General features: G+C 67.2%; 26 protein-coding genes. 14 read left to right on the top strand and 12 right to left on the bottom strand.

The window, feature by feature from the left end; all coding sequences use genetic code 11:
- The first annotated feature begins 50 nt into the window (after positions 1–50).
- From rpe to ET21_RS0118435, 7 genes are all read left to right on the top strand, one after another.
- Positions 51–713 (top strand): ribulose-phosphate 3-epimerase, encoded by a 663-nt coding sequence (rpe, locus tag ET21_RS0118465; protein WP_021237820.1) that lies wholly within the window; start codon positions 51–53, stop codon positions 711–713.
- Positions 710–2,479 carry a heparinase II/III family protein gene (locus ET21_RS0118460; protein ID WP_030540819.1) on the top strand — a complete coding sequence of 590 codons (1,770 nt, stop codon included), beginning with the start codon at positions 710–712 and terminating at the stop codon, positions 2,477–2,479. Before rpe ends, ET21_RS0118460 begins: the two co-directional genes overlap by 4 nt.
- Positions 2,480–2,613: 134 nt before the next feature.
- The gene (purH, locus tag ET21_RS0118455; protein ID WP_030540818.1) at positions 2,614–4,203 is read left to right on the top strand and encodes a bifunctional phosphoribosylaminoimidazolecarboxamide formyltransferase/IMP cyclohydrolase; all 1,590 of its coding nucleotides are present in this window, start codon (positions 2,614–2,616) and stop codon (positions 4,201–4,203) included.
- A 176-nt stretch (positions 4,204–4,379) separates the two neighbouring features.
- Positions 4,380–4,715 (top strand): UrcA family protein, encoded by a 336-nt coding sequence (locus tag ET21_RS0118450; protein ID WP_021237817.1) that lies wholly within the window; start codon positions 4,380–4,382, stop codon positions 4,713–4,715.
- A gap of 128 nt (positions 4,716–4,843) precedes the next feature.
- Complete coding sequence (locus ET21_RS0118445) at positions 4,844–6,370, top strand: NAD(P)/FAD-dependent oxidoreductase (protein ID WP_030540817.1); 1,527 nt, start codon at positions 4,844–4,846, stop codon at positions 6,368–6,370.
- 5 nt (positions 6,371–6,375) lie between these two features.
- Positions 6,376–6,795 carry a GtrA family protein gene (locus ET21_RS0118440; RefSeq protein ID WP_021237815.1) on the top strand — a complete coding sequence of 140 codons (420 nt, stop codon included), beginning with the start codon at positions 6,376–6,378 and terminating at the stop codon, positions 6,793–6,795.
- The gene (locus ET21_RS0118435) at positions 6,773–8,593 is read left to right on the top strand and encodes a hypothetical protein (RefSeq protein ID WP_037471369.1); all 1,821 of its coding nucleotides are present in this window, start codon (positions 6,773–6,775) and stop codon (positions 8,591–8,593) included. Before ET21_RS0118440 ends, ET21_RS0118435 begins: the two co-directional genes overlap by 23 nt.
- Here the strand turns inward: ET21_RS0118435 and msrB are convergent.
- The 3 genes from msrB to ET21_RS0118420 are packed head-to-tail and all read right to left on the bottom strand — an operon-like array spanning position 8,574 to position 11,218.
- Positions 8,574–9,053 (bottom strand): peptide-methionine (R)-S-oxide reductase MsrB, encoded by a 480-nt coding sequence (gene msrB, locus ET21_RS0118430; RefSeq protein ID WP_030540814.1) that lies wholly within the window; start codon positions 9,051–9,053, stop codon positions 8,574–8,576. The genes ET21_RS0118435 and msrB overlap by 20 nt on opposite strands.
- A gap of 9 nt (positions 9,054–9,062) precedes the next feature.
- Complete coding sequence (locus ET21_RS0118425) at positions 9,063–10,259, bottom strand: ABC transporter permease (protein WP_030540813.1); 1,197 nt, start codon at positions 10,257–10,259, stop codon at positions 9,063–9,065.
- Positions 10,256–11,218, bottom strand: coding sequence for an ABC transporter ATP-binding protein (locus ET21_RS0118420; protein WP_030540812.1), 963 nt, complete (start codon positions 11,216–11,218; stop codon positions 10,256–10,258). Before ET21_RS0118420 ends, ET21_RS0118425 begins: the two co-directional genes overlap by 4 nt.
- A gap of 34 nt (positions 11,219–11,252) precedes the next feature.
- On the opposite strand from ET21_RS0118420, the gene queG reads away from it, so the two are divergent.
- A complete protein-coding gene (gene queG / locus ET21_RS0118415) occupies positions 11,253–12,296 on the top strand; it encodes a tRNA epoxyqueuosine(34) reductase QueG (protein ID WP_037471367.1) in 1,044 nt (347 codons plus the stop codon).
- Between the two features lie 4 nt (positions 12,297–12,300).
- On the opposite strand, the gene ET21_RS0118410 is transcribed toward queG, so the two are convergent.
- Together ET21_RS0118410 and ET21_RS0118405 are read right to left on the bottom strand one after the other, a co-directional pair.
- On the bottom strand, positions 12,301–12,669 hold the full coding sequence (locus tag ET21_RS0118410; RefSeq protein WP_030540810.1) for a hypothetical protein: 369 nt from the start codon (positions 12,667–12,669) through the stop codon (positions 12,301–12,303).
- Positions 12,666–13,331: an EI24 domain-containing protein gene (locus tag ET21_RS0118405; RefSeq protein ID WP_030540809.1), complete on the bottom strand. Its 666-nt coding sequence runs from the start codon at positions 13,329–13,331 to the stop codon at positions 12,666–12,668. Before ET21_RS0118405 ends, ET21_RS0118410 begins: the two co-directional genes overlap by 4 nt.
- Before the next feature lie 122 nt (positions 13,332–13,453).
- Here ET21_RS0118405 and ET21_RS0118400 point away from each other — a divergent pair, with 122 nt between their 5' ends.
- Complete coding sequence (locus ET21_RS0118400) at positions 13,454–14,452, top strand: adenosine kinase (protein ID WP_030540808.1); 999 nt, start codon at positions 13,454–13,456, stop codon at positions 14,450–14,452.
- Here the strand turns inward: ET21_RS0118400 and ET21_RS0118395 are convergent.
- The 3 genes from ET21_RS0118395 to tsaD form a co-directional block, all read right to left on the bottom strand.
- Positions 14,449–15,966 (bottom strand): lipopolysaccharide biosynthesis protein, encoded by a 1,518-nt coding sequence (locus ET21_RS0118395; protein ID WP_021237806.1) that lies wholly within the window; start codon positions 15,964–15,966, stop codon positions 14,449–14,451. The two genes, ET21_RS0118400 and ET21_RS0118395, sit on opposite strands and share 4 nt — an antisense overlap.
- Positions 15,967–16,040: 74 nt before the next feature.
- Positions 16,041–17,012, bottom strand: a complete 972-nt coding sequence (locus tag ET21_RS0118390) for an NAD(P)H-dependent glycerol-3-phosphate dehydrogenase (RefSeq protein WP_030540807.1) — start codon at positions 17,010–17,012, stop codon at positions 16,041–16,043.
- Positions 17,009–18,043, bottom strand: coding sequence for a tRNA (adenosine(37)-N6)-threonylcarbamoyltransferase complex transferase subunit TsaD (gene tsaD, locus ET21_RS0118385; RefSeq protein WP_030540806.1), 1,035 nt, complete (start codon positions 18,041–18,043; stop codon positions 17,009–17,011). Before tsaD ends, ET21_RS0118390 begins: the two co-directional genes overlap by 4 nt.
- Before the next feature lie 44 nt (positions 18,044–18,087).
- Here tsaD and hemC point away from each other — a divergent pair, with 44 nt between their 5' ends.
- From hemC to ET21_RS0118365, 4 genes are all read left to right on the top strand, one after another.
- Positions 18,088–19,026 carry a hydroxymethylbilane synthase gene (hemC, locus tag ET21_RS0118380; protein WP_030540805.1) on the top strand — a complete coding sequence of 313 codons (939 nt, stop codon included), beginning with the start codon at positions 18,088–18,090 and terminating at the stop codon, positions 19,024–19,026.
- Entirely contained in the window at positions 19,023–19,691 is a 669-nt protein-coding gene (locus ET21_RS0118375) for a uroporphyrinogen-III synthase (RefSeq protein ID WP_021237802.1), read from the top strand. The genes hemC and ET21_RS0118375 overlap by 4 nt, the downstream gene beginning before the upstream one ends.
- Positions 19,692–19,700: 9 nt before the next feature.
- Entirely contained in the window at positions 19,701–20,600 is a 900-nt protein-coding gene (locus tag ET21_RS0118370; RefSeq protein WP_021237801.1) for a hypothetical protein, read from the top strand.
- Positions 20,601–20,711: 111 nt separating this feature from the next.
- Complete coding sequence (locus ET21_RS0118365; RefSeq protein ID WP_030540804.1) at positions 20,712–21,461, top strand: alpha/beta fold hydrolase; 750 nt, start codon at positions 20,712–20,714, stop codon at positions 21,459–21,461.
- On the opposite strand, the gene gltX is transcribed toward ET21_RS0118365, so the two are convergent.
- Together gltX and ET21_RS0118355 are read right to left on the bottom strand one after the other, a co-directional pair.
- The gene (gene gltX / locus ET21_RS0118360) at positions 21,448–22,779 is read right to left on the bottom strand and encodes a glutamate--tRNA ligase (protein ID WP_030540803.1); all 1,332 of its coding nucleotides are present in this window, start codon (positions 22,777–22,779) and stop codon (positions 21,448–21,450) included. The two genes, ET21_RS0118365 and gltX, sit on opposite strands and share 14 nt — an antisense overlap.
- Positions 22,780–22,783: 4 nt before the next feature.
- The gene (locus tag ET21_RS0118355) at positions 22,784–24,439 is read right to left on the bottom strand and encodes an NAD+ synthase (protein WP_030540802.1); all 1,656 of its coding nucleotides are present in this window, start codon (positions 24,437–24,439) and stop codon (positions 22,784–22,786) included.
- Between the two features lie 120 nt (positions 24,440–24,559).
- Between ET21_RS0118355 and ET21_RS0118350 the strand changes: the two genes are divergently transcribed.
- Positions 24,560–25,495, top strand: a complete 936-nt coding sequence (locus tag ET21_RS0118350; RefSeq protein ID WP_021237797.1) for a ribose-phosphate pyrophosphokinase — start codon at positions 24,560–24,562, stop codon at positions 25,493–25,495.
- Between the two features lie 134 nt (positions 25,496–25,629).
- Here ET21_RS0118350 and ET21_RS0118345 read toward each other — a convergent pair whose 3' ends face one another.
- Positions 25,630–25,866 (bottom strand): hypothetical protein, encoded by a 237-nt coding sequence (locus ET21_RS0118345; RefSeq protein ID WP_030540801.1) that lies wholly within the window; start codon positions 25,864–25,866, stop codon positions 25,630–25,632.
- Between the two features lie 53 nt (positions 25,867–25,919).
- The gene (locus ET21_RS0118340; protein ID WP_030540800.1) at positions 25,920–26,348 is read right to left on the bottom strand and encodes a VOC family protein; all 429 of its coding nucleotides are present in this window, start codon (positions 26,346–26,348) and stop codon (positions 25,920–25,922) included.
- Between the last annotated feature and the right edge of the window lie 24 nt (positions 26,349–26,372).

The raw sequence follows: 26,372 nt of genomic DNA, 5'->3' as shown, positions 1-26,372 counted from the left end.
GGAAATGGAGCGTTGCCCTTGTCACCGGCCCCCGTTAGAGCGGGCTGTTGATGACCAGCCCGATCCTGATTTCACCCTCCATCCTTTCCGCCGACTTCGCTCGCCTGGGCGAGGAGGTTCGCGCCATTGACGAAGCGGGCGCGGACTGGATCCATATCGACGTGATGGACGGCCATTTCGTGCCCAACATCACCATCGGTCCGGGCGTGGTGAAGGCGCTGCGCCCGCACACGCAAAAGCCGTTCGACGTTCACCTGATGATCTCTCCGGTCGATCAGTATCTGAACGCCTTCGCCGAAGCGGGCGCGGACATCCTGACGGTTCATCCCGAAGCGGGGCCGCATATCCATCGCTCGGTGCAGCATATCAAGTCGCTGGGCGTGAAGGCTGGCGTGGTGCTCAATCCCGGCACGCCCGCCAAGATGCTCGACTATCTGATCGATGACGTCGATCTCATCCTGGTGATGAGCGTCAATCCCGGCTTTGGCGGGCAGAGCTTCATCGAGAACCAGCTTCGCAAGATCGAGGCGATCCGCAAGATGATCGGCAAGAGCGGCCGCGACATCCGGTTGCAGGTCGATGGCGGCATCGACTTCACCACCGCGCCGCGCGCGATCGAGGCGGGCGCGGACGTGCTGGTCGCCGGCACGGCCACCTTCCGCGGCGGGCCCGACGCCTATGCGGGCAATATCAGGAAGCTCAGGGGCGGGTGAGCGACCGCAGGCGCACCCCTGCTCCATCGGTGCCGGACCTGGCCGGGAACGGTCAGGAGGATGACGGGATCGAACAGGGCAAGCGGCTCATCCGCATCGCGGATGACAAGGGCCTGTCGCTGGCCCAGAGGATCGCCAACCGCTTCTACCTGATGAGCTGGAAGACGCCGATTCATGGGCGGCGGCTCAAGGGCAAATATCCGCTGAAACTGCTGGCGGTGCCGGAAGATGAGATGCCGGGCGACATCCGCGCGGGTCAGGCGATCCGTGCGGGCTATTTCCTGTTCCGGGGCACGCGCCAGCCGATCGACGCGCTGGATTTCGAGCGGCTGACGCTGGTCCCCGCCTTTGCCGACTATCTCCACAGCTTTGCGTGGCTGCGCGACCTTGCGAGCGCGGGGACGCGGGAACAGGGGGCGCCGATCGCCGAAGGCGTGATGCGCCGCTGGCTCGCCGTCCATGCCGACACGCCCAGCGAGCCAGCCTGGCGGGCGGACAATGCCGCATGGCGGCTGCTATTCTGGTCGGCCCATGCGCCGCTGATCCTGTCGTCAAGCGACCTCGTCTACCGATCGCTGGTGCTCAACAGCATCGCGCGCACCGCCCGCCATCTCGACCGGGGAGCGGACAAGGCGCCCATCGGCCTGCCGCGCCTCGCCGCATGGGGCGGAATCGTGGGCGTGTCGATGCTGCTGCCGGGCGGCGCGGCGCGCAAGATTTTCGGAGAGGCGGGGCTCAAGCGCGCGATCGACAGCGCCTTCCATGCCGATGGCGGCATCATCTCACGCTCTCCGCTGGATCAGTTCCAGGCGATCATGCTGCTGTCGATGGTCCGCTCCGTCTATGACGTGCGGCGTGAGCAGGTTCCGCCCTTCCTGACCGAGGCGCTGGCCCGCGCGGTCCCGGCCCTGCTGGGCCTGACCCATGGCGATGGGGGGCTGGGCAGCTGGCAGGGCGCGGCCGCCATCGATCCGGCGTCGGTGGAAGCGCTGGTGCGCGCCAGCCGCGTTCGCGCCCGCCCGCTGCGGCAGGCGAATGACTGGGGCTATCAACGGCTGGCTGCTGGCGGGACAATCGTGCAGATCGACGCCGCGCCCCCGCCAGTCGCCCGGCTGGCGGCGGCAGGCTGCGCATCCACCGGCGCGATCGAGATCAGCGACGGGCGGCAGCGGCTGGTCGTGAATTGCGGCGGCGCGGCGCTGGGCGGCGCATGGATGCCCGAAGCGCTGGCGCAGGGGCTGCGCACCACGGCGGCGCACAGTACGCTGGTGCTGAACGACAGCAATTCGACCGCGCTCCTGCCGGACGGCACGCTGGGGCGCGGCGTCACCGAAGTGGAGCTGCACCGGCAGGAAACCGACAGCGGCAGCCGGATCGAGATCAGCCATGACGGCTATGTCAGGCGCATGGGCTATGTCCATCGCCGGCTGCTGCTGCTGAGCGGCGATGGCAAGGAAGTCCGGGGCGAAGACCTGCTGACGCCCGCCGCCCGGCGGCGCAAGCCGGTGAAGCTGTCCATCCAGCTACGCTTCCACCTCGCGCCCGGTGTCGAGCCGACCTCCACCGCCGATGGCATGGGCGCATTGCTGCGCATCGACGATGGCGCGATCTGGCAGTTCCGCGCGAATGGCGGGAAGCTGGCGGTCGAGGAAAGCCTGTGGGTCGATCATGAAGGACGGCCGCATCCGGCGCGGCAACTGGTCGTCACCGGCGAAGCCCTTCCGGGCGGTTCGACCATTGGCTGGCTGTTCAAGAAGGTGGGCTGACGCTCGGCCCTGCTCCTGCGCAGGAGCATGCCGCGCAAATGGGGCACCGCTTCCCTATCGCTTGCCGCCGGGGCCAAGCGGCACTAGAGGGCGGCGCAAGCCCGAATGCGGCACCCAGCATCAGGATTTTCGCCATGACCGACGTCACCATCAAACGCGCCCTCCTTTCCGTTTCCGACAAGTCAGGGCTTGTCGAACTGGGCGAGGCGCTTGGCCGTCATGGCGTGGAACTGGTGTCGACAGGCGGCACGGCCAAGGCGCTGCGCGAGGCGGGGCTGGAGGTCAAGGACATTTCCGACCTGACCGGCTTTCCCGAAATGATGGACGGGCGCGTCAAGACGTTGCATCCGAAGGTGCATGGCGGCCTGCTTGCCGTGCGCAACAACGCCGACCATGTCGCGTCGATGCAGGAGCATGAAATCGGCGCGATCGATCTGGTCGTGGTCAATCTCTACCCCTTCGCCGCCACTGTGGCGAAGGGCGCGGATCGCGAGGAGATCATCGAGAATATCGACATTGGCGGGCCTTCCATGGTCCGTTCGGCTGCGAAGAATCATGAAAGCGTCGCCATCGTGACCGACCCGGCCGACTATGCCCGGCTGATCGCGGAGATGGAGGAGAAAGGCGGCGCGACCAGCTATGATTTCCGCCGCATGCTGGCAGCCAAGGCCTATGCGGCGACGGCGGCCTATGACTCCATGATCGCAAGCTGGTTCGCTTTCGCCGATCAGGGCGTGGAGTTCCCGGAAACGCTCGCCGTTTCCAGCAAGATCGGCGCGACGCTGCGCTATGGCGAAAATCCGCACCAGTCGGCCGCGCTGTACCTGCCGGTCACGGGGGGCGCGAACGGCATTGCCCAGGCGCGCCAGATCCAGGGCAAGGAACTGAGCTACAATAATTATAACGATGCCGATGCCGCGCTGGAGCTGGTGAGCGAATTCCGCGACGGCCCGCCGACCGTGGTGATCGTCAAGCACGCCAATCCCTGCGGCGTGGCGAGCGGCGATACGCTGATCGAAGCCTATGAAGCCGCGCTCGCCTGCGACAGCGTATCTGCGTTCGGGGGCATCATCGCCGTCAACCGGCCCCTTGATGGCCCCACCGCCGAAGCGATCAGCGGCATCTTCACCGAAGTGGTCGCCGCCCCGGATGCTGACGAGGATGCCAGGGCGATCTTCGCCAAAAAGAAGAATCTGCGCCTGCTGCTGACGGGCGAGCTGCCCGACCCGGCCCGACCCGGCCTGATGATGAAAAGCATTGCGGGCGGTTTGCTGGTGCAAGGGCGCGACAATGGCCGGGTCAGCCGCGACATGCTGAAGGTCGTGACCAAGCGCGCGCCGAGCGAGCAGGAACTGGCCGACTGCCTGTTCGCCTGGACCGTCGCCAAGCACGTGAAGTCCAACGCCATCGTCTATGCCAGGGACAACAGCACCGCCGGTATCGGCGCTGGCCAGATGAACCGGCTGGAATCCGCCCGCATTGCAGCATGGAAGGCGAAGGATGCCGCCGAAAAGGCCGGTTGGGACAAGGCACGCACGATCGGATCGGCGGTGGCGTCGGACGCCTTCTTCCCCTTCGCCGACGGGTTGCTGGCGGCGGTCGAGGCGGGGGCGACGGCCGTGATCCAGCCTGGCGGCTCCATCCGCGACGATGAGGTGATCGCCGCCGCTGACGAGGCGGGGCTGGCGATGGTCTTCACCGGCATGCGGCACTTCCGCCACTGATCCGGGCAGCCGGATGCGAAAGGCTGCCAGACCCTTTCGCATCCGCAAAAATCCCGGTTTTCCGCCACTTTCTTCCGACTGGCCCTTTTCATCCGCTGGATGCAGGCTTATCTCACTGCGCGACCCTTCTCCCACGTAGGCGCGGGGCGATCGTTCAGTTGAACAGGAGAAACAGGATGACCAAGAAGACGCTGGCGGCGCTGGCCGCCGCGATGACTTTCGCCCTTCCCGCTTCCGCTCTTGCCGGTGACGGCATGGACGTGATCGTCGACGGACGGACCGGCACGGAAACCCGCAGTGTGATTGTCTCGCTCGCGGACCTTGACCTTGGCAGCAGCCGTGACGCGCGCCGGGCCGATTCCCGCATCAACCGCGCCGCGAAGCAAGTGTGCGGATGGATGAGCGGAACGATCCTGCAACCCAGCCGCGAATATCGCGCCTGCTTCGACGACGCGCTGAGCGGCGCCCGCGCCGATCTCGCTTCGCTGGCCCAGGGTCAGCATCAGGGTTGATCCTTCTTCCCGCTTTCAAAGGGGCTGCCTGCCTGCCGGGCGGCCCCTTTGCCTAACCGGCCGTTAACCATTCCTTAGATGATTTCCGTCATCCGCCATTATAGATGGATTTTATCGGGGGGCATGGAATGCCGGGGATCGACCAGAATGTGGACGTCGCCATCATCGGCGCGGGCCCTGCCGGCCTTACTGCGGCCTATCTGCTGACCAAGAAGGGCTATTCCGTAGCCGTCATCGAAAAAGACCCGGTCTATGTGGGCGGCATCAGCCGCACGGTCGAGCTGAACGGCTTTCGCTTCGACATTGGCGGCCACCGCTTCTTTTCGAAATCGAAGGAGGTTGTGGACCTCTGGAACGAGATACTGCCCGACGATTTCATCCAGCGGCCGCGCATGAGCCGCATCTATTATGAAGGCAAATTCTACAGCTATCCGCTGCGCGCCTTCGAAGCCCTTCTGAACCTGGGCTTCTGGCGATCGGCCCTGTGCATGGCGAGCTTCGCCAAGGCGAAGCTGTTTCCCAACCGCAACGTCCGCTCCTTCCAGGACTGGACGGTGAACGCCTTTGGCCACAAGCTGTTTTCGATATTCTTCAAGACCTATACCGAAAAGGTGTGGGGCATGCCCTGCGACGAGATGTCGGCCGACTGGGCGGCGCAGCGCATCAAGGGATTGTCGCTGTGGGGCGCGGTCAAGGACGGGTTGAAGCGCTCGCTTGGGCTCAACAAGCGGCCAAATGACGGCATGGCGGCCAAGACGCTGCTGGAAAGCTTCCGCTATCCGCGCCTGGGCCCCGGCATGATGTGGGAAGCCGCGCGCGATTTCGTCGTGGGCAAAGGCAATCAGGTGCTGATGGCGCACAGCCTGGAACGGCTTGTCCGCAACGATGCATCGGGTCAGTGGCAGATGATGGCCAAGGGCCCCGATGGCAAGGTGCTGCTGACATCCACCCATGTGATCAGTTCCGCGCCGATGCGTGAACTGGCCGGGCGCATCCATCCCCTGCCCGCGACGCTGGGCAATGCAATGGAGCTTAAATATCGCGACTTCCTGACCGTCGCCCTGATGATCCGGTCGGAGGACCTGTTCCCCGACAACTGGATATATATTCACGACAGCAAGGTGCAGGTCGGCCGCATCCAGAATTTCCGCAGCTGGTCGCCCGAAATGGTGCCTGACCCGACGCTGGCCTGCGTCGGCCTTGAATATTTCTGCTTCGAAGGCGACGGTCTCTGGGCGTCGAGCGACGCCGATCTGGTGGAACTGGCCAAGAAGGAAATGGCGCTGCTGGGCCTATGCGATCCCGCCGATGTCGTGGGCGGCGCGGTGGTGAGACAGGAAAAGGCCTATCCTGTCTATGACGATCATTATGCCGCCAATGTGCTGGCGATGCGCACCGAGTTGCAGCAGCTTTACCCGACGCTCCACCTGGTCGGACGCAACGGCATGCATCGCTACAATAATCAGGACCATGCCATGATGACGGCGATGCTGACCGTCCGCAACATCGAGGCGGGCGAGACGCTGTACGACATCTGGGCCGTCAACGAGGACGCCGAATATCATGAAGCAGGCGAAGAGGGGCAGGATAAAGCGGGAGAGCAGGCCGCCCTGTCGAGCGTGCGCGGCGTGCCGGGCCGTTTGAAGGCAGCCTGAAAAAGATGCATCGGCGGCCATCGGCACTGGCGTCCTGCGCGGGCGGCATCCTCGCCCGGTTCACCTTCACCCGCTATCTGATGGCGAGCGTCATCGCGCTTTGCGCAGACATGCTGCTGTTCCTTGCCCTGCTGAAGGCCGGAGCGCCTCCAGCGGCTGCGGGCTTTGCCGGATATGCGGGGGGATTGCTGCTGCACTGGATGATCAGCATCCGTTTCGTCTTCGTCCCATCCGAGCAGGCCACGCACGGCCAGCGCATCGGTTTCGTGGTCAGTGCGGTCATCGGGCTGGCGCTCACCACCGGGCTGATCAGCGGCTTGACCGGAGCAGGCCTCGCGCCCGCGCTCGCCAAGCTGATCGCCATCCCGGTCAGCTTCCTCGCTGTCTACGCGATTCGGAAATATGGCGTCTTCTCCGCTGCCTGAGCATCTGTCCGCCGCTTATCGCCGGAGCGCGACGCGATTCGCTCCCGGCGCGCGCTGGGCCTTTCTGTTCTGGCTGCTGTGCTGCGCCGTCCTGCTATGGCTGTCGCGGCAGGATATCGCCACCCTCACCTTCCGTGACCCGGACGACGCCATGCGCTTGCAGCAGGTGCGCGACTGGCTGGGCGGGCAGGGCTTTTACGACGTAAGCCAGCATCGCGTGAGCCCGCCGGTGGGCGGTCCGATGCACTGGTCGCGGATCGTGGATGCGCCGATCGCCGGGCTCATCATGATGCTGCGGCCCTTGCTGGGATCAGCGGTGGCGGAGACGGTCGCCTGCGCGGTGACGCCCCTGCTCCTGCTCGGCTGGCTGACAGGGGCGTTGTTCATCGCCGCCCGCCGCATTGCCGGGGCACCGGCCGCCCTGCTTGCGGCAGCGCTGCTGCTGACGACTCCGACCATCCTGGTTCAGTTCAATGCACTGCGGATCGACCATCATGGATGGCAGATCATCATGGCGGCGATCGCGCTGGGCGGCGCGATCGATCCGCGCCCCGCGAGGGGCGGATGCATCGCCGCGCTCGCCATCGCGGTCTGGCTGCAAATTTCCAGCGAAGGCCTGCCCTATGCGGCGCTGTTCGCCGCCGTCTTCGCGCTGTGGCAATGGCGTGATCGCGAGCAGGCGCCGCGCTTCGAGGCCTTTGCGATTGTGCTGGGTAGTGCTGCATTGGTATTGCTCGTCTTGCTGCGAGGACCGGCAGCGCTGCTGGACCGGCATTGCGATGCGCTGTCTGCGGCCTATGTCTGGCCGCTCGCCGCATTCGCCGTGGCGACGCCGCTTCTGTTCCGGCTGATGCCTGCATCCACGAGCGGCCGCTTCATGGCGGCGGGGATCGGTGCGGCGTCCGCTGCGGCTGTGTTCGCGATGACTGGCGGCCCTTGCCTCACGGGCGATCCGTTCAAGGCGCTGGGACCGGTCGCCTACAAGCTCTGGTATCTACAGGTCATGGAAGGCCGTCCGATCTGGGAGCAGAGCCGGTCGCTGGCCGGGCTGATCGTCCTGCCGCCGCTCGCCGGGCTTGCCGGGACGATCGCGGCGGGTTGGAGCGCGGGCAACCAGCGTGAACGCGACCGCTGGATCGTTGCGGGGCTGCTCCTTGCCGGTGCGACAGCGGTGGCGATGATGGTGATGCGGGCGATGTCCGTCGCGCATGTGCTGGCGCTGCCGGGCATTGCATGGCTGATGGCGCAACTGCTTCGCCGCGCGCAGAGCCATGCGAGCGCGATCGTGCGCGTCCTGGCATCGGCCGCCGTCGCGCTGCTCGCGCCCGCCACGCTGTGCGCGCTTTGGATAGTCATCGTTTCCGGCAAGGGTGAAGAAGACAAGCCGCAAGAGGCGGCCGCTGATTGCCGTTCGGGATCGGTCCTGGCGCCGTTGCGTAACCTGCCCCGGTCCACAATGTTCGCGCCGCTCGACATGGGGCCGGACATATTGATCCGCACGCCGCATTATGTCGTCGGCACGGCCCATCACCGCAACGCCGCTGGCATCACCGCCGTCGTGGAAGGCTTCATCGCACCGCCGGAGCGGGCGCGGGAGATCCTGGCGCGGCTGAATGACGGACGCGGCGTGGATTATGTGATCGGCTGCAAGGGACTGAACGAGTTCAACCATTATGCCCGCGATCATCGCGGCAGCCTGGCCGCCGCCCTCGACCGGGGCGCGCCGCCAGCATGGCTGCGCCGACTGCCAGCGCCGGAACCGCTGCGCATCTACAAGGTCATGCCGGTGAAAAACTGAGCGCCACGCCGTTCATGCAATAGCGCTTGCCTGTGGGACGCGGGCCATCGTCGAACACATGGCCGAGATGCCCGCCGCAGCGCGCGCAATGCACCTCTGTCCGGGGAATGCCCAGCGTGAAGTCGCGCGAGGTTCCGACAGCCCTGGGGAGCGGGGCCCAGAAGCTGGGCCAGCCGGTGCCGCTGTCGAACTTGGTGGCGGAACGGAACAGGGGATGGCCGCATCCCGCACAGGAAAAGACGCCGCTGCGATGTTCCTTGTTCAGCGGGCTGGTGAAGGGCCGTTCGGTCGCATGCTTGCGCAGCACGTCATAGGCGAGCGGGCTGAGCCGCTTGCGCCACTCGCCATCGCTCAGCGAGAAAGGATAGGCGGCAGCGGCGGCATCCCCCGCGCCCAGCCGCCACAGGCCGATCGCCGCGATGCCATAGAGGCCGCCGCTGAGGAGTGTCCGCCGGTTCATGGGCCCGCCTTACGCCGCCGGGGCTGAGCGCCGCCTGAACAGCCCGCGCCTGCGCGCGGGGCCGGACTTCAGCACATGACGGCGGAACAGCGTCACGCCGAAGCGGATGATCAGCGCCACCCACAGCGCCTGCCAGGCGATCGCCAGCAGATGGGGCCAGATCGCCGCGTCCTGCGCCGCCCGCGCGATCATGACGAAGGGGGAGGAGAAGGGGAATATCGCCCCGGCGATTTCCGAAGGCGATCCCATATGATCGACGGCATAGGTGGCGAAGAAGAAGACGACCATCTGCCCCATGGTCACCGGCATGTTGAGCGTCTGCACTTCGCGCACGGTCGCCGCCTGCGCGCCGATGCCGAGGAACAGGGAGCCGAGCAGGGTATAAGCCATAGTGAAATATACTGTTCCGAGCAGTAGAAACAGCGGCCAGCCGACCGCCGGGGTCGGGGGGGTCATATTGGGTCCGGCGAAGGTCAGGATGGCGGCGAAGACGCCTGATCCCCAGAAGCAGATGCCCACGAAGCTCATCGCCAGCATGGCTATCAGCTTGCCGAGGAAGACGGCGTCGATGGGCACGGCGGCGGCAAGTATCTCAATGATTTTATTGGTTTTTTCTTCCACGAGATTGGAAAGGACCATGCCCGCCAGCAACATGGTGAGCAGGAAGATCAGGACCTGCGCCGCGCGGCCCGTGAGCATGCGCGATTGCGCGTCCGCACCGGCGCTGGCGGTCACTGGCTGCTTTTCGACCCTGACATGGGGAAGCCGTTCCCCCGCGAGCGCGGCGCTGGCGATGAGGCTGATGTCGCCTTCCAGCCAGGCGAGGTCGCTGGCCTTGCCGGTAAGGACGGGCCGTTCGACCGTGCCGGACACCACGGCGAGGAAGCGGGCGTCCGGCCGCGCCAGCAGGGCCCGGGGATCACCGGCCGGGGCGCGTTGCAGGCGGGGCAGCTTTTCCCCGCCCAGCCGGTCGGCGATGATGCGGTAAGCCCCCTCCATCCGCGCGGCGTCGGCGGCGGACATGGAGATTCCCACGGTCGGACGGAGTCCTTCGGTCGTGATCTTCTCCCCCAAACCCCCAAAGGCCATGCCGATGACGACAGGGAAAAGCGGCCCCAGCAGGAAGAGAATGAAGGTCTTCGACAGGATCACCGCCGAAAAGTCGCGGCGGGCGATGACGAATGCGACGCGCAGAACCTCGCTCATGCGGCTGTCTCCTCCGCTTTTTCTTCCATCTGGCGGGCGGCGGCGGCTCCGGCGATCGACACGAAGGCGTCGTGCAGGCCAGGCCGTTCGATCGACAGGCTTTCGATCCCCGCCTGCCCGTCCAGCAGGGCACGGAGCAGCGGCTCTATGCCTTCATCGGGCATGTCGAAATGCCATGCGCCATCCTCCGCCAGCGTCTCCGCAGGCAGCACTCGCCGCCATGGGCCGTCGCTCGCCCTTGTGCGCAGCCGCACCTGGGGGCGCAGCCTGTCGCGGGCTTCGCCCACCGACCCTTCGAACCGGATGCGGCCGCCAGCGACGATCGCGATACGCTCGCACAGCCGTTCGGCATGGGCGATGACATGGGTGGAAAACAGGATGGTGACGCCGCGCCGCGCCTGATCGCGGATCAGCGTTTCCAGCTTCCCCTGATTGATGGCGTCGAGGCCGGAAAAGGGTTCGTCCAATACGATCAGCCGCGGTTCGTGCACGATGGTGCCGAACAGTTGGACCGTCTGCGCCATGCCCTTCGACAATTGCCGGATCGGCTGGCCGATCGACGCGCCCATGCCATGATCCGTCAGCAGCGCGCGGGCGCGTTCCCGCCCCAGCCTGAGCGGCAGGCCGCGCAGCGCGCCCATGAAGGCGATCGCGTCGGCCGCCTTCATAGACGGGTAGAGGCCGCGTTCTTCGGGCAGATAGCCCACGGACCGCGCCTGCCGCAGCGGCGCGGGGTCGCCCAGCAGGGTGCGGTGCCCCTCATCCGGGTCGATGATGCCGAGCAATGTGCGCAGCAGCGTCGTCTTGCCAGCGCCGTTGGGACCGAGCACGCCATAGATCGATCCGGCGGGCACGGCGATGTCGATGCCGTCGACCGCGCGAAAATCGCCGAATGTCTTGACAAGACCATGGCCTTCGAGAGCATGTAGGGGGGATGGAGCCGGGGTGTCGCCGATCATCCGATCCTGATAGTCGCACGCCATGCCAACGCAAATGGAAACCTTCGAACAACGCCTTAAGGCGGAAGCGCTGCGGCTGGGCTTCGCCGCCTGCGCCATCGCGCGCGCCGGCGCCGCGCCGGAGGCGGGGCGAAGATTGCGGGAATGGCTGGACGCGGGCCGCCATGGCGACATGCTGTGGATGGAGGAACGGGCGGAGCAGCGCGCATCCCCCGCCGGTCTGTGGCCTGACGTGCGCAGCGTCATCATGCTGGGGATGAGCTATGCGCCCGGCCGCGATCCCTTGGCGCTGGCGGAAGCGGGCGGGCGCGGGCGCATATCCGTCTATGCGCAGGGGCGCGACTATCATGACATCGTCAAGAAGGGGCTGAAGGCGCTGGCCCGATGGCTGGTGGAGCAGCAGCAAGGCGCGCTCAAGGTGTTCGTCGATACCGCGCCGGTGATGGAAAAGCCGCTGGCGCAGGCAGCGGGCCTTGGCTGGCAGGGGAAGCACAGCAATCTGGTGAGCCGCGCCCATGGAAGCTGGCTGTTCCTGGGCGCGATCTACAGCGAGATCGCGTTGGAGCCCGATGCGCCCGAACGGGATCATTGCGGAAGCTGCGCCGCCTGTCAGGCCGCCTGCCCCACCGGCGCCTTTCCCGCGCCCTATGTGGTCGATGCGCGGCGCTGCATATCCTACCTCACCATAGAGCATAAGGGGCCGATCCCCGATGCGCTGCGCGTCGGCATCGGCAACCGCATCTATGGCTGCGACGATTGCCTGGCGGTGTGCCCGTGGAACAAGTTTGCCGACAGGGCGGCGGCGAACAGGGCCTTTGTCGGGCGGGCCGAGCTGGCCGCGCCTTCGCTGGCCGACCTGCTCGACCTGGACGATGCAGGCTTTCGCGAGGTTTTTTCAGGCTCCCCCATCAAGCGGATCGGGCGCGGGCGCATGGTGCGCAACGCCGCGATCGCCGCCGGGAACAGCGGGGACAAGGATTTGCTGAACCGGCTGCGTCCCCTGCTGGCCGATGCCGATCCCGTGGTGGCCGAAGCCGCCGCCTGGGCGATCGGGCGGCTGACCGCCCCGCCCGCCTGACGGATCAGCGGCCGCGCAGCGTGGCGGCGCAGGCGGCGGGATCGATATCCGTCCCGGCGGGCGTGCGCGCGTCGACATGGGTGACCACCGGCTCCTTGCCACGCGCCGGGGCATAGAGATAGGTGTCGAGGACGCAGCGGCCATTGGCGAATTGCAGCTTGTGCGCCGTGCTTTCCCTGATGTCGAGGCGGGGCGTGCCGAACATCTGCGTCAGGCCGCGCGCGTCCATGCCCATCAGCGGCCCCGGCTTGGTAAAGGCGCTCGCAGGCGGGCCAGGCGGCGGATTGATCGCCGCGGGCGGCACCATCTGTCCGGCGCAAGCGGCAAGCGGCATGGCGAGCAGGGCGGCCGGTATCAGCCGGGCGTGGGTCATGCGAGCGTCCTCCTGCCATGCAGCATATGCACCGCCATAGCCGCGCTCCAGACCGGCGCAAGCAGGTTGAGCAGCGGAACGAGGAAGATCAGGGCCGAAACGAGGCCCATGAGCCACCGGTTGACGCTGGTGATGGGCGGCAGCGCCGGATGGCGCGGCTCCACCATGTCGGCAAGGTCGCGGCCGAGCAGATAGGCGTTGAGCAGCAGGAACAGCCCCGCCGTGCCCACGCCCGTCGCGAGCAGGGCGAGATAGGCAGGCAGGGCCAGCAGGTTCCAGCCGATGGTCCGCGCCGCCGACGCCAGGGCATAGCGCAGGCTGCGCGCGAACCCCACCGGCCGCGCGGTGGCAGCGGCATCGGGATAGCTTTCCCGCTCCACCGCCTGCACGATGTCGTCGGCGAACAGGTTCATGACGGCCATGGCCGCCGTACGGAACAGCAGCCAGCCCAGCGCGATCGCGCCCAGGGCCGTTGCCGCCGCCTCCGCCATGCCGCCGCCACCCCAGCCGAAATAGACGCGCACGGCATGCACCGCGCTCCACAGGCCCAGCGCCGCCATGGCGAACAGCAGCAGGGTCAGCAGCAGCGTCTTGCCCAAAAGGCGCAGCGCCGACCGGTGGAAGATCGCGGGAAAGGCGCGCAGGGCGGCGATGATGACCATGTCCTGCCTATCCCGCTCCGCCGCCGCCACGTCAATCAGCGCCGTTGCGCCGGGCCGCGCCGCCCGATAGAGACCGCTGCCAAATTCGCTTGTTTTCCGTTCCCCATGCAAAAGGATATCGCGTGACCGCTGCCCCCACGCTTGATGTTGTCGCCATCGGCAACGCCATTGTCGACGTGCTCGCCCCCAGCGATGACGCGTTCCTTGCCGAACATGCGCTGACCAAGGGCGGCATGCAGCTGATCGACGCCGCGACGGCCGAAAGCCTCTATGCCGACATGGCGGCTGGCAAGGAAGTGAGCGGCGGATCGGCCGCCAACACGCTGGCGGGCCTTGCGGCGCTGGGCAAGAAATGCGGCTTCATCGGGCAGGTGTGCGACGACCAGCTTGGCGCGGTGTTCGCCCATGACGTGCGCGCGCTCGGCATCCGCTACGACACGCCCGCCGTGAAGGGCGACGTGCCGACCGCGCGCTGCCTGATCCTGGTGACGCCCGATGCGCAGCGGACGATGAACACGTTCCTGGGCGCGTCGCAGTTCCTGCCAGCATCGGCGCTGGACATGGGCCTGATCCGGTCCGCCTCCATCCTCTATCTGGAAGGCTATTTGTGGGACCCCGAACAGCCGCGCGCGGCGATGCGGGCAGCGATCGACGCGGCGCGGGGCGCAGGGCGCAAGGTCGCCTTCACCCTGTCCGACAGCTTCGTGATAGACCGTCACCGCGATGACTTCATCGACCTGATCGACAAGGGGCTGATCGACATCCTCTTTTCCAACGAGGGGGAAATCCAGTCGCTGGCGCAGATCGACGATTTCGAAAAGGCGGTCACCGCCATCGCCGCGCGCGTGCCGGTGCTGGTGTCGACCCGCAGCGAAAAGGGCGCGATCGCGCTGGTTGACGGCGTGCGCTACGAAACATTGGCCGCGCCGGTCGAAGCGGTGGTGGACACGACCGGCGCGGGCGACCTGTTCGCCGCCGGTTTCCTGGCGGGGCATCTGGAAGGGCTGGATGTCGAGACGTGCCTGAAGCTGGGCGCTGCGGCGGCGGCGGAGGTGATTTCGCACTGGGGCGCGCGGCCGGAGCAGGATCTGCTGGCGATCCGCGCCAGCGTGCTGGGCTAGGCGGCCGCCGGGGCGTCCGGCTTCGCCTTCTGGCGGCGGAACAGGGCCCGGTCGTCCGGGCCGAAGCCCCAGCGCCAGATGACGAGGCCGTAGACGCCAAGGATCGTCACGACGCCGAAGACCAGCTCGACCCATTCCAGGCTGGGCGGCAGCGCGACGAACCCGGCTCCCACCGCGCAGGCCACCGCCGACGCGCCGAGCAGGGGCCAGCGCCACGCATTGACCCGCGCGCCCAGCAGGCGGGAGAGCAAGCGCGCTTTCACGATCGCGCCCACGCCCAGCGCGATGCACAGCGCCAGCGCGGGGGCGGCGGCGATCATCATCTGCGACAGGCCGATGTCGCGCGCCAGCAGGATAAGGCCAAAGCTGAGCAGGGCCTGCAATGCGATCATCAGCAGCGAGATCATGAGGTTGCGGTGGCGCGCGATATAGACCAGCGCCGATTCGCTGACCACGGCGGTGGCGGCGACCACCTCCGCCAGCAACAGGAAGGCGAGCGCGCCGGTGCCGCCGACGAAGTGCGGCCCGACCAGGCCCATGACCGCCTCCCCCGGAATACCCAGCGCCAGCGCGATCCCCGCCTGCGCGGCGATGATCCAGAAGCCGACCTGGCTCACCTGCCGGGCGATGGCGGCCAGATTGCCTTCGGCCAGATTGCGGGTGATGACGGGGCCAAGGATCGGGTCGAAGCTGGTCTTGAGCTTCTGCGGCAGGGACGCAACCTGCTGCGCGACATAATAGATGCCGACCGCCGCCGGGCTGACGAACAGGCCCAGGATCGCTAGGTCCAGCCTGCGCGACCCCCATTCTATGCCGTCCGCCGCCGCCAGCGGCAGATTGCGCCGGGCGAGCCTCCACAAGCGCCCCAGGTCGGGACGCCAGCCATAGGGGATGCCGTAATGGCGCGTCATCGGAATGATCGACGCGACCAGCGCGGCGACCATCGACAGCACATAGGAAAGGATCAGGCCGTCACGCGTCGAATAGAAGGCGAAGGCGAAGGCGCCGATGCTGATCGCCCAGGGTTCTATGATCGATCGCGCACGCACGGTCGCGCCGATGTCGAAGCGATAGGCGCAGGCCGCCAGCGCCACGTCCGACCCGGCGACCGCGATTACGATCAGCGCCAGCAGCCGGTCGAGCCCGTTGACCCCGCTATTGGGGAACATGGCGTGGGGAAAGGCGACCAGCAGCCCGGCGGCCAGCAGCGACGCGGCCAGCGTCACCACCATCGCGTCGGTGACGACATGGCTGTGCGGCCGCTCCGTCTGCGCCAGCGCGCCCGCCAGCCCGCGCTTCAGCCCCAGCGTCGCAAGCTGCGCCGCGAACTCGACGACGAGCACCGCATAAGCGAAACGGCCCAGCGATTCAGCGCCATACCACCGCCCGGCGATGAACAGGAACGGCAGGCGCGCGGCAAGGCGCAGCAGGAAACCCAGAAGGTTCGTCCGGCCGCCCCTGGCAAGAGCCGCAATATCATCCTCTTGCGGAGAAGGCGGGTCCGTGACCGGCAAAGAACAGGAATCCCCTCGTCGCTTCATGTCTGTGGCCGGAATGGTAAACGATAAATGATAGTGGGGCGACGAGATTATTCAGGCCGCAACGGACGCGTGAGCAGCGCGTCGATGACCTGGGCGAGTGGCGATGCATCCTCCAGCAGGGCGCATACGGCCTCCACCACGGGCATGTCGACCCCGGCGGACCGCGCCGCTTCGCGCAGCACGGGCGCGGTGAACGCGCCTTCCGCCACCGTCCGCCGGTTCGCCAGCAATTCGGCGGCCGGACGTCCCTCGCCCAGCCCCTTGCCCAGCGAAAAGTTGCGCGAGTTGGTGGAGGAGCATGTCAGCACGAGATCGCCCAGACCTGACAGGCCCGCCAGCGTTTCGGCGCGCGCCCCACGGGCAAGGCCGAAGCGCGTCATTTCGGCAAAGCCCCGGCTGATGAGCGAGGCGCGGGCGTTGAGGCCGAGGCCCGCCCCGTCCGCCACGCCGCAGGCGATGGCAAGCACATTCTTGACCGCGCCGCCAATCTCCGCCCCCACAACATCGTCGGAGATGTAAGGGCGGAAGGCGGGCCGGGCGATCCGGGCGGCGATGCGCGCGGCAAGATCGGCGTCGGCGCAGGCGAGCGTGATCGCGGTCGGCAGGCCCTTTGCGACTTCATGCGCGAAGGTCGGGCCGGACAGGACGGCGATGGGTGACGCGCCCTGCGCCTGCTGCGCCACTTCCGACATCAAGAGGCCCGTGCCCGCCTCTATCCCCTTGGAACAGAGGATCAGCGGCACGCCCGCCGGAGCGCTGCCCGCGACGCCGCGCAGATGCTGGGCCGGGCTGACGATCAGCAGCATGTCGCGATCAGCCATGTCCGCCATGTCACCGCTGGCGCGCACAGAAGGATTGAGCGTCACGCCGGGAAGATAGAGCGGATTGACCCGGTCGCGATTGATCGCCTCCACCACTTCGGGTTCGAGCGCCCAGAGCCGGACATCCTGCCCATCCGCGGACAATGTCTGCGCAAGGGCGGTGCCCCATGCCCCCGCGCCGATGACTCCTGCCTTCATGCCTTCACCCCCGCCCCACGCGCCTTTTCCGCCGCCGGGTCCAGCGGCCAGCGCGGCCGGGCCGGAACCGTCAGATCATCGACCAGACCCGCAGCATAGCGTTCCGCACCGGCCCAGGCGATCATCGCCGCATTGTCGGTGCACAGCCAGAGCGGCGGCGCGACGAAGGGCAGGCCATGCTGACTGGCAAGCGATTCGAGCGCCGCGCGGATCGACTGGTTCGCGGCGACCCCGCCAGCGACGACCAGCGCGGTGATGTGCCCATGGCTTGCAAGCTGCCGTCCGGTGCGGTCGACCAGGCAATCGATCACCGCCTGCTGGAAGCTGGCGGCGATATCTTCGGTCGAATAGCGGTCCGATTGCGCCGCGCGCATCACGGCGCTCTTAAGCCCCGCGAAGGAAAAATGCGGTTCGGCCGTGCCCACCAGCGGGCGCGGCAGCGGCACCGCCCTGGGATCGCCCCCGGCAGCGGCCTTTTCCACCGCCGGGCCGCCGGGATAGCCAAGGCCGAGCAGCTTCGCGGTCTTGTCGAACGCCTCGCCCGACGCATCGTCGATGGTGGTGGCGAGCCGGGCATAGTCGCCGGGGCCGCGCACGAGAAGCAGCTGGCAATGGCCGCCCGACACCAAGAGGAGCAGATAGGGAAATTGCAGCGCGGGATCGGCAAGCCGTGGGGAAAGGGCATGCCCTTCCAGATGGTTGACAGCGACCAGCGGCTTGCCCGCCGCATGGGCAAGCGCCTTGCCAGTCACAAGCCCCACCATGACGCCGCCGATCAAGCCCGGTCCCGCCGTCGCCGCGATCACGTCCACCTGACCCAGGGCCATGTCCGCATCGGCCAGCACCGCCTCCACCAGCGGGCTTAACGCTTCCACATGGGCGCGGGCGGCGATTTCCGGCACGACGCCGCCATAGGGGCGATGCGCATCTTCCTGCGTGGCGAGGCGATGGGCCAATATCCTGCCGTCTGCCGTAACCAGCGCTGCCGCAGTTTCGTCGCAGCTTGATTCCAGGCCCAGGATGATCGTCATTGCTGCTTCCATCTAATGCCCGCGGTCATTAGAGCAAGCGGGATATGACGCTGCCTTCATCCCTTCCCGGCCGCCCCCTTCGCCTCGGCACCAGAGGCTCCCCGCTCGCGCTGGCGCAGGCCAGGATGACGGCGGAGGCGCTGTGCGCCCGGCATGGCTGGGAAAGCGCCATGATCGAAACGGTGGTGGTGCAGACGAGCGGCGACCGCATTCAGGACCGCGCACTCGCCGAAATCGGCGGCAAGGCGCTGTGGACCAAGGAGCTGGACCGCGCACTGCTGGCGGGGGAGATCGACTTCGCCGTCCATTCGATGAAGGATGTGGAGACGCTGCGCCCCGATGCCATCCGCATCGCTGCCATGCTGCCCCGCGCCGACGTGCGCGACCGGCTGGTGGGCGTGGACAGCTTTGCCGCGCTGCCGGAGCGGCCGGTGGTGGGCAGCAGTTCGCCGCGCCGCGCGGCGCAGGTGAAGCGCCTGCGGCCGGATGCGAAGGTAATTCTGTTCCGGGGCAATGTCGCCACCCGCCTTGCCAAGCTGGCGGCGGGGGAAGCGCATGCGACCTTGCTGGCGGCGGCGGGGCTGGACCGGCTGGGGCAGCATGATGTGGGCACGGCCATTCCCCTTGACGTCATGCTGCCCGCGCCATCCCAGGGCGCTGTCGGCATCGAGACGTTGGGCGATAATGGGGAGATGCTGGCGCTGCTGGCCGCGATCAGCGCCGCGGATACCTATGATTGCGTCATGGCCGAACGTGCGGTGCTGAAAGGCCTGGGCGGCACCTGCCACTCCCCGATCGCGGCGCTCGCGCAACTGGACAGCGGAGCCATCGCCCTGCGTGCCGAGATATTGAGCCCCGATGGCCGCGAGGTGGTGCGCGAGGAGCGCGTGATCGCGCGCGGCGCATCGGCGGATGCGGAAGATCTTGGGCGATCGCTGCTGGAGCGCGCCAGCCCGGAGCTTCGCGCCCTGTTCGAAGCGTGACGCGGGTCATCATCCTGCGGCCTGAACCCGGCGCGGGGGAGACCGCCGCGCGGGCGGCGCGGCTGGGGCTGGACTATCGCCTGTGCCCGCTGTTCGAAGCCAGGCCCGTGCCGTGGACGCCGCCGCCGCCGGAACAGTTCGACGCGCTGCTGCTGACCAGCGCGCAGGGGGCGCGGCTGGCAGGGCCGCAACTGGCCGCCTATCGCGCCTTACCCGCCTATGCGGTGGGCGGGGCGACGGCGCGGGCGTTGCAGGCGCAGGGATTTGAAGAGGTGGTTCCGGGCGATCAGGACGGCAACGCCATCGCGGCCCGCATCGCGGCGGACGGACACCGCCGGGTGCTGCATCTGGGCGGGCGCACCGTGGCTTCGATCGCGCAAGGCCCGCTCTCCATCCAGCGGACGGTCATCTATGAGATGGTCAGCCGCGCGGGGACCGAACTGACGGGGTTGCTGCAACCCGGCGCGGTGCTGCTGATCCATTCGCCGCGCGCGGGGGAGAAGGCCGCGATGCTCGTCCCCCCGCATGAGCGCGCGCAGTTGCACATCGTCGCCATCAGCCCCGCCGCGATCGCCATGTGCGGGAATGGCTGGGCGAGCGCGCAGGCCCCCGATTTCCCGGATGATGAGAGGATGCTGGCCCTGGCCGCCCAATTGTGCGAATGATCCCGCCCGATGGAAGATAGTCTTTCGATGAGCGACGAGGGCGCTGGGGCGAACGCCACGATTCCGCCGCCGCCCCCCGCCAAACGGCGCGGGCCGTGGCTGGTGCTGGCCCTGGCGCTGCTGGCCTTCATCGCCGGTATCGTGATCACCCTGTTTGCCCTGCCCTATTTTCAGGGCCGCTGGGGCAGCGGCGCGCGGCAGACGGCCGTTGCGCCGGACCCTTATCTGCGCGGCATGGCTGCGCCGGGCGCGCCCATGCGCCCCCTGTCGAACGACGCGGCGCAGATGCTGGACGGGCGCGTGGTGCAACTGGAACAGCGGCTCAATCGCATCACGGTGGAGGCGCAGGCCGCGTCCAGCAACGCCGCGCGCGCGGAGGGGCTGCTGGTCGCCTTCGCCGCCCGGCGCGCGCTGGATAGCGGGACGCCGCTTGGCTATATAGAAGGGCAGTTGCGGCTTCGCTTCGGCCAGGCACAGCCGCGCGCCGTCGCCACCATCATCAATGCCGCGCGCGAGCCAGTGACGCTGGGCGACCTGCGCGGCGGCCTTGCGGGCATTGCCGACCGGCTGACGACGCCCGGTCCGAATACGAGCTGGTGGGAAGCATTGGAGCATGAGGCGCGCGAGTTGATCACCATCCGGCGCGCGTCCACGCCTTCCCCCCGCCCGCAGGCCGCGATAGACCGGGCCATCCGCTTCATGGATGCGGGCCGCGTCGCCCCGGCCCTGGCCGAAGTGGAGCAACTGCCCGGCCGCGCCGCCGCCGACCGCTGGATGCAGCTCGCCCGCCGCTATCTGGAGGCCCGCCGCGCGCTCGACCTGATCGAAACGGCGGCAATATTGGAACCGCGCCAGTTGCGGGCCGTTGATGGAGAGCCGGTCGCGCAGACATCCCCGCTCGCGCCCTGACCGTTGTCATAATCGGCGAACCGTTTGCCAAAGGGGTGAAACCTCTGGACGCGCGGTGCATTTGTCATGAGAACGTCATCTTTCGCCATCGTGCTGGAGGATTATCGTCTCGTGCCGCCTTATGCCGACGCCATTGCAAGTTTCTGGAAAGGGCGTTTCGCTGGCGGGCCTCCTGCGGCGGAGCGGCCGCCGCTCCAGCATCTGCTGGGCAATGCGTCCATGCCGTTCGACCTGGCGCGCACCAAGGCGCAGGCCGCGTCACTCGCCGCCACGATAAAGGGTGACGGGCGGCAATTATTGCTGCTGCCCGGCCTGCTGGCGTCGGAGCACAGGATGGAGCCGCTGCGCGCCATATTGGAGGCAGCCGGATTCGAAGCGCATAGCTGGGGCATGGGCCGCAATTTCGGGCCGCGCGTCGACAGCCTGCACCAGATCGACCGCCGCGTGGACCAGATACGGCGCAGCAATGGCGAACCGGTGACGCTGATCGGGTGGAGCCTGGGCGGCCTGTTCGCGCGGGAATATGCCAAGTTCGCGCGCGGCAAGGTGGGCGGCGTCGTCACCATGGGCACGCCCTTTTCCGGCGACCCGCGCGCCAATCACGCCTGGCGGATCTATCAGCTGGTGTCGGGCTTTCCGGTCGACCGGCCTCCCTTCACCTGCCGCAGGGAAGAAAAGCCGGAGGTGCCCACGGTCGCGCTCTGGTCGCGCCGCGACGGGGTGATCCTGCCCGAATGCGCCAGGGGCCGGGCAGGCGAGCGGGATCATGCGATCGAGGTGGACTGCACCCATATGGGCTTTGCCGTCGCCCCCGAAGGCATATTGGCGGTGGGCCGCGCGCTGGAAACTATGCGCGGCTGAGCCGCCGCACCGCTTCTCCCCGGCCGATCAGCGGCAATAGCTGACCCATGTCCGGGCCGTGATCGAGACCCGTGAGCGCCCGCCGCAATGGCAGGAACAGCGCCTTGCCCTTGCGGCCAGTCTCCGCCTTCAATCGATCCGTCAGCCTGCGCCAGATGTCCGCGTCGAAACTCAGCTCCGCAAGGATGGTGGAGGCGAGGTGTAGAAAATCGCCATCCTCCGGCGCGGGCGCGGGCGCCTCGACGGGTCCGGTGACGATGCGCCACCAGTCGCCCGCCTGATCCACCCTTTCCAGATTGGGGCGGATCGCGTCCCATACGGCGGCGTCCATCGCGGCGGGGAGCCTGTCCGCCACCGCAGCATAAGGCAGCATGTGGACGATCTTCTGGTTGAGATGGGCAAGCTCGCCCTCATCGAAGCGCGCGGGGGCGCGGCCGAAATGGGCGAAATCGAAGCTGTCGATAAGCGGCTGGGGACCGGTGAAGGGCTCGATCGCCATGCTGCTGCCCAGCCGCGCCAGCATCGACACGACCGCCATGGGCTCAAGGCCGATCTCGCGGAAATGCGCGACGCCCAGCGATCCCAGCCGCTTGGACAGCTTGCCCTCGCTTCCGGTCAGCAGGGCCTCATGCGCGAAATGCGGCAGGGGCGCGCCCAGCGCGGCGAACATCTGGATCTGCGCCGCCGTGTTGGTGACATGATCCTCTCCGCGCAGCACATGGGTGACGCCCATGCCGCTATCGTCGATCACCGAGGGCAGCATGTAGAGCCAGCTGCCATCCGCGCGGCGGATAACGGGATCGGACAGCAGCCGGGGATCGAAGCGCTGCTCGCCGCGAATAAGGTCGGTCCAGACGATCGGCTGGTCATGATCAAGCCGGAAGCGCCAGTGCGGCCGGCGTCCCTCTGCCTCATAGGCGGCGATCTGGTCAGCGGTCAGCGCCAGCGCGGCACGATCATAAACGGGGGGAAGGCCGCGCCCCAGCAGTATCTTGCGGCGCAGTTCCAGTTCCTGGCTGGTTTCATAGGCGGGGTAGACGTGACCCGATGCCTTCAGCGCTTCGAAGCGCTCCTCGTAAAGGGCGAAGCGGTCCGACTGGCGCTCCTCCCCATCCCAGTCCAGCCCCAGCCAGCGCAGGTCGGCGCGGATCGCATCGGCATATTCGGGGCGCGAGCGCTCCTGATCCGTGTCGTCCAGCCGCAGGAGGAAGCGGCCGCCGCTTTTCCTGGCCCACAGCCAGTTGTGGAGCGCGGCGCGGATGTTGCCGACATGGAGGTGCCCGGTCGGCGAAGGGGCGAAACGGGTGGTGACGGTCATGGGCTTACAGCGTCCGGAAGGCGTTGGTGATCGGATATCGGCGGTCGCGCCCGAAATTGCGGCTGCCGAGCTTCACTCCAGGGGGCGACTGGCGGCGCTTATATTCCGCGACGTAGAGCAGCCGTTCGATGCGCGCGACCATGTCACGCTCGAAGCCGCGGGCCACGAGTTGCTCGACGGACAGTTCCTCCTCCACCAGGCCGTAGAGGATGGGGTCGAGCAGCTCATAGGGCGGCAGGCTGTCCTCATCCTTCTGATCTTCGCGCAGTTCGGCGCTGGGGGGCTTGGTGATCACCCGGTCTGGCATCACCGGACCAGCGGGTCCCTTGCCCAGCGAGGGCATGTGCGCGTTGCGCCAGCGGCTGAGGTCGAACACGGTGGTCTTGTAGGCGTCCTTGAGCACCGAATAGCCGCCCGCCATGTCGCCATAGATGGTGGCATAGCCGACCGACATCTCGCTCTTGTTGCCGGTGGTCAGCAGCATATGGCCGAACTTGTTGGAGAGGCCCATCAGCAGCACGCCGCGAATGCGCGACTGGATATTCTCCTCGGTCAGGTCGCGCTGCCGTCCGGCGAAGACGTCCCCCAGCATGGCGTCGAACGCGTCCACGCCTGGTTCGATCGGGATGACGTCATAGCGGACGCCCAGCAGCCGGGCGCATTCGACGGCGTCGTCCAGACTGTCCTGGCTGGTAAAGCGCGACGGCATCATCACGCACCACACCCGGTCCGGCCCCAGCGCATCGACCGCGACGGCGGCGGACAGCGCCGAATCGATGCCGCCAGAGAGGCCCAGCACCACGCCGGGGAAGCGATTGCGGTCGACATAGTCGCGCAAGGCGATGACCATGGCGTTGTAGATGTCGGCGGGCCGCTCATCCAGACTGTGGCGCTCGCCCGGAAGGCACAGCCACTGGCCGTCCCATTTCTCCCATTCCGTCAGCACCAGCGCCTCTTCCCAATCGGGAAGCTGGTGCGCAATGGAAAGGTCCGCGCCCATGACGAAGGACGCGCCGTCGAAGGCCAGTTCGTCCTGGCCACCGACGCGGTTGACGTAGATCAGCGGCAGGCCGGTTTCCCGCACGCGCGTGCCCGCGACGGCGTTGATACGGCGGTCGTCCTTGTCCACTTCGAACGGGCTGCCATTGGGACTGATCAGCAATTCCGCCCCTTCGGCCCGCAGATGGGCGGTGACGAAGGGAAACCAGATATCCTCGCAGATGGGCACGCCGATCTTCACGCCGCGAAAGTCGATCGGCGCGGGCAGCGGACCGGGCGCGAACAGCCGCTTTTCATCGAACGTCCCATAATTGGGCAGCTCGCGCTTCTGCCGGATCGCCGTGACCGCGCCATTTTCCAGCAGAGCGACGACGTTGAACAGCACGCCCTGCGACGCGACGACCGTGCCCACCAGCATGGCGGGGCCGCCATCGGCCGTCGCCTGCGCCAGCCGGTCAAGCTCCCGATTGGCCCTGTCGACCAGAGCGGGCTTGAGCACCAGATCCTCAGGGGGATAGCCGATCAACTGCAATTCGGGGAAAATGATGAGGTCGGCGCCCGCCGCCCGTTCGCGCCATTGCAGCATCGCATCGGCATTGGCGGCAAGATCGCCCACGGACTGCGTGGTCTGGGCCAGGGCGATCACAAGTTTGTCGGTCATGGGCGAGCGCCCTAGTGCATTTTGCCCCAAGGCGCAAAAGCGCCTTTCCAGCCGCCGCAACCACCGCTAAAGGGGCCGCGTTTCAAGCAGCGTCATCAATTCGTCACGGGGGTCAAGGCCATGAAACTCATGACCGGCAATTCCAACAAGCCGCTCGCGGCCGCCATTGCCGACTATATCGAGATCCCCCTGACCGACGCGAGCGTCCGCCGCTTCGCCGACGAGGAAGTTTTCGTGGAAATCCACGAAAATGTGCGCGGCGAAGACGTGTTCGTGATCCAGTCGACCAGCTATCCCACCAACGACAATCTGATGGAATTGCTGATCATGATCGATGCGCTCAAGCGCGCGTCGGCCAAGCGAATCACGGCGGTCGTCCCCTATTTCGGCTATGCCCGGCAGGACCGGAAGCCCGGCCCCCGCACCCCGATTTCCGCCAAGCTCGTCGCGAACCTCATCACCACGGCGGGCGCGAACCGCGTCCTGTCGGTCGATCTGCATGCCGGGCAGATCCAGGGCTTTTTCGATATCCCGACCGACAATCTGTTCGGCGCGCCGGTGATGTCGGCCGATATACAGGCGCGCTTCGGCGACCGCAACCTGATGGTCGTGTCGCCCGATGTCGGCGGCGTGGTGCGCGCCCGCGCCCTTGCCAAGCGGCTGGACAACGCCCCCCTCGCCATCGTCGACAAGCGGCGCGAGCGGGCGGGCGAATCGGAAGTGATGAACATCATCGGCGACGTGAAGGGCCGTTTCTGCGTGCTGATCGACGACATCGTGGATTCGGCGGGGACGCTGTGCAACGCGGCTGGCGCATTGAAGGCAGCGGGCGCCGAGGATGTGGTCGCCTATGTCAGCCATGGCGTGCTGTCGGGCGGCGCGGTGGCGCGCGTCGAAGCGTCGGAACTCAAGGAACTGGTGATCACCGATTCGATTCAGGGGACTGATGCCGTGTGCACCGCCAAGAGCATCCGCCACCTGCCGATCGCGCCCCTGCTGGGCGAAGCGATCAAGCGCATCGCGGATGAGAGTTCGGTTTCCAGCCTGTTCGACTGAAGGGAGAGCAGGCTGGCGGACGATCCGGGGGATCGTCCGGCCGAACTCTTTCGGTTTCCAGCCTGTTCGACTGATCAGGAAGTTGCGCCGCGCGACTTTGCGGTGGGTGGATGCTGGAGTGAGTTGATACCGGCCTAAGCGGAGGGCAGCAGGATCAGCGGCAAGCAGAAGCACAGGATCAGTCCGCTGACGATCCGCTGCTTGCGCGAAATGCCCAAGGGCTTATCCTGCCAGACCATCGGGCAGGCCAGCAGCGCCAGCAGGAGGAGGATGTTCGACAGGCTGGCCGATCCGCCCACCGGCATGTCCTGCCGCAGCGCCAGCGCGCCCAGCAGCGCGGCAAACGCGAATGTCCAGCCGATCAGCGCCACGTGAAAACTCCCTCTTCGCCGCCCATGTCTAGCGAAGGGGCGTTGCCGAAGGCTTAAGCCTGTCCGGCCCAGGGATCGTAGCTGCCAAAGCTCCAGAGATTGCCTTCGGGGTCGAGCGCTTCATAGCCGCGCCCCGGATAGCCCGCATTGTCATGCGGTTCCGACACGATCACCGCGCCTTCATTGCGGGCGTGGAGGCAATGGGCGTCGGCATCGGGCACGACGACATAGATGCAGCTGGTGACGCCGCCCAGGTTGCGCGCTGTCGTCCAGTTATAGAGGGACTCGGCCTCTCCATCCCGCGCGCTGCCCAGCATGATCATGCCTTCGCCCAGCACCAGTTCGGCATGGTGGATAATGGCCGGATCATGCTCATCTTCGTAGGAAGCGCGCACTTCAAAGCCGAAGGCGGCGCACAGAAAGGCAATGGCGGCGGGCGCATCGGCATAGCGCAGGCCGGGGATGATGGGTGAGCCGGGCATGCTTCTCTCCTTCATCGTCGCGGG

Origin of the sequence: Sphingobium sp. DC-2, assembly GCF_000722555.1 — a bacterium.
GTDB classification, from domain to species: Bacteria; Pseudomonadota; Alphaproteobacteria; order Sphingomonadales; family Sphingomonadaceae; genus Sphingobium; species Sphingobium quisquiliarum.
This window is presented reverse-complemented; position numbering and strand designations above follow the sequence as displayed.

Bases quoted from the DNA above. Each gene is read 5' to 3' on its own strand.
- ET21_RS0118435 (WP_037471369.1), top strand. From the start codon at position 6,773: ATGGCGTCTTCTCCGCTGCCTGAGCATCTGTCCGCCGCTTATCGCCGG.
- msrB (WP_030540814.1), bottom strand. From the start codon at position 9,053: ATGAACCGGCGGACACTCCTCAGCGGCGGCCTCTATGGCATCGCGGCG.
- ET21_RS0118440 (WP_021237815.1), top strand. From the start codon at position 6,376: ATGCATCGGCGGCCATCGGCACTGGCGTCCTGCGCGGGCGGCATCCTC.
- hemC (WP_030540805.1), top strand. From the start codon at position 18,088: ATGACGCTGCCTTCATCCCTTCCCGGCCGCCCCCTTCGCCTCGGCACC.
- ET21_RS0118450 (WP_021237817.1), top strand. From the start codon at position 4,380: ATGACCAAGAAGACGCTGGCGGCGCTGGCCGCCGCGATGACTTTCGCC.
- ET21_RS0118420 (WP_030540812.1), bottom strand. From the start codon at position 11,218: ATGATCGGCGACACCCCGGCTCCATCCCCCCTACATGCTCTCGAAGGC.
- ET21_RS0118340 (WP_030540800.1), bottom strand. From the start codon at position 26,348: ATGCCCGGCTCACCCATCATCCCCGGCCTGCGCTATGCCGATGCGCCC.
- ET21_RS0118350 (WP_021237797.1), top strand. From the start codon at position 24,560: ATGAAACTCATGACCGGCAATTCCAACAAGCCGCTCGCGGCCGCCATT.
- purH (WP_030540818.1), top strand. From the start codon at position 2,614: ATGACCGACGTCACCATCAAACGCGCCCTCCTTTCCGTTTCCGACAAG.
- ET21_RS0118370 (WP_021237801.1), top strand. From the start codon at position 19,701: ATGGAAGATAGTCTTTCGATGAGCGACGAGGGCGCTGGGGCGAACGCC.
- queG (WP_037471367.1), top strand. From the start codon at position 11,253: ATGGAAACCTTCGAACAACGCCTTAAGGCGGAAGCGCTGCGGCTGGGC.
- ET21_RS0118445 (WP_030540817.1), top strand. From the start codon at position 4,844: ATGCCGGGGATCGACCAGAATGTGGACGTCGCCATCATCGGCGCGGGC.
- rpe (WP_021237820.1), top strand. From the start codon at position 51: ATGACCAGCCCGATCCTGATTTCACCCTCCATCCTTTCCGCCGACTTC.
- ET21_RS0118410 (WP_030540810.1), bottom strand. From the start codon at position 12,669: ATGACCCACGCCCGGCTGATACCGGCCGCCCTGCTCGCCATGCCGCTT.
- ET21_RS0118425 (WP_030540813.1), bottom strand. From the start codon at position 10,259: ATGAGCGAGGTTCTGCGCGTCGCATTCGTCATCGCCCGCCGCGACTTT.
- ET21_RS0118390 (WP_030540807.1), bottom strand. From the start codon at position 17,012: ATGAAGGCAGGAGTCATCGGCGCGGGGGCATGGGGCACCGCCCTTGCG.
- ET21_RS0118405 (WP_030540809.1), bottom strand. From the start codon at position 13,331: ATGGTCATCATCGCCGCCCTGCGCGCCTTTCCCGCGATCTTCCACCGG.
- gltX (WP_030540803.1), bottom strand. From the start codon at position 22,779: ATGACCGTCACCACCCGTTTCGCCCCTTCGCCGACCGGGCACCTCCAT.
- tsaD (WP_030540806.1), bottom strand. From the start codon at position 18,043: ATGACGATCATCCTGGGCCTGGAATCAAGCTGCGACGAAACTGCGGCA.
- ET21_RS0118355 (WP_030540802.1), bottom strand. From the start codon at position 24,439: ATGACCGACAAACTTGTGATCGCCCTGGCCCAGACCACGCAGTCCGTG.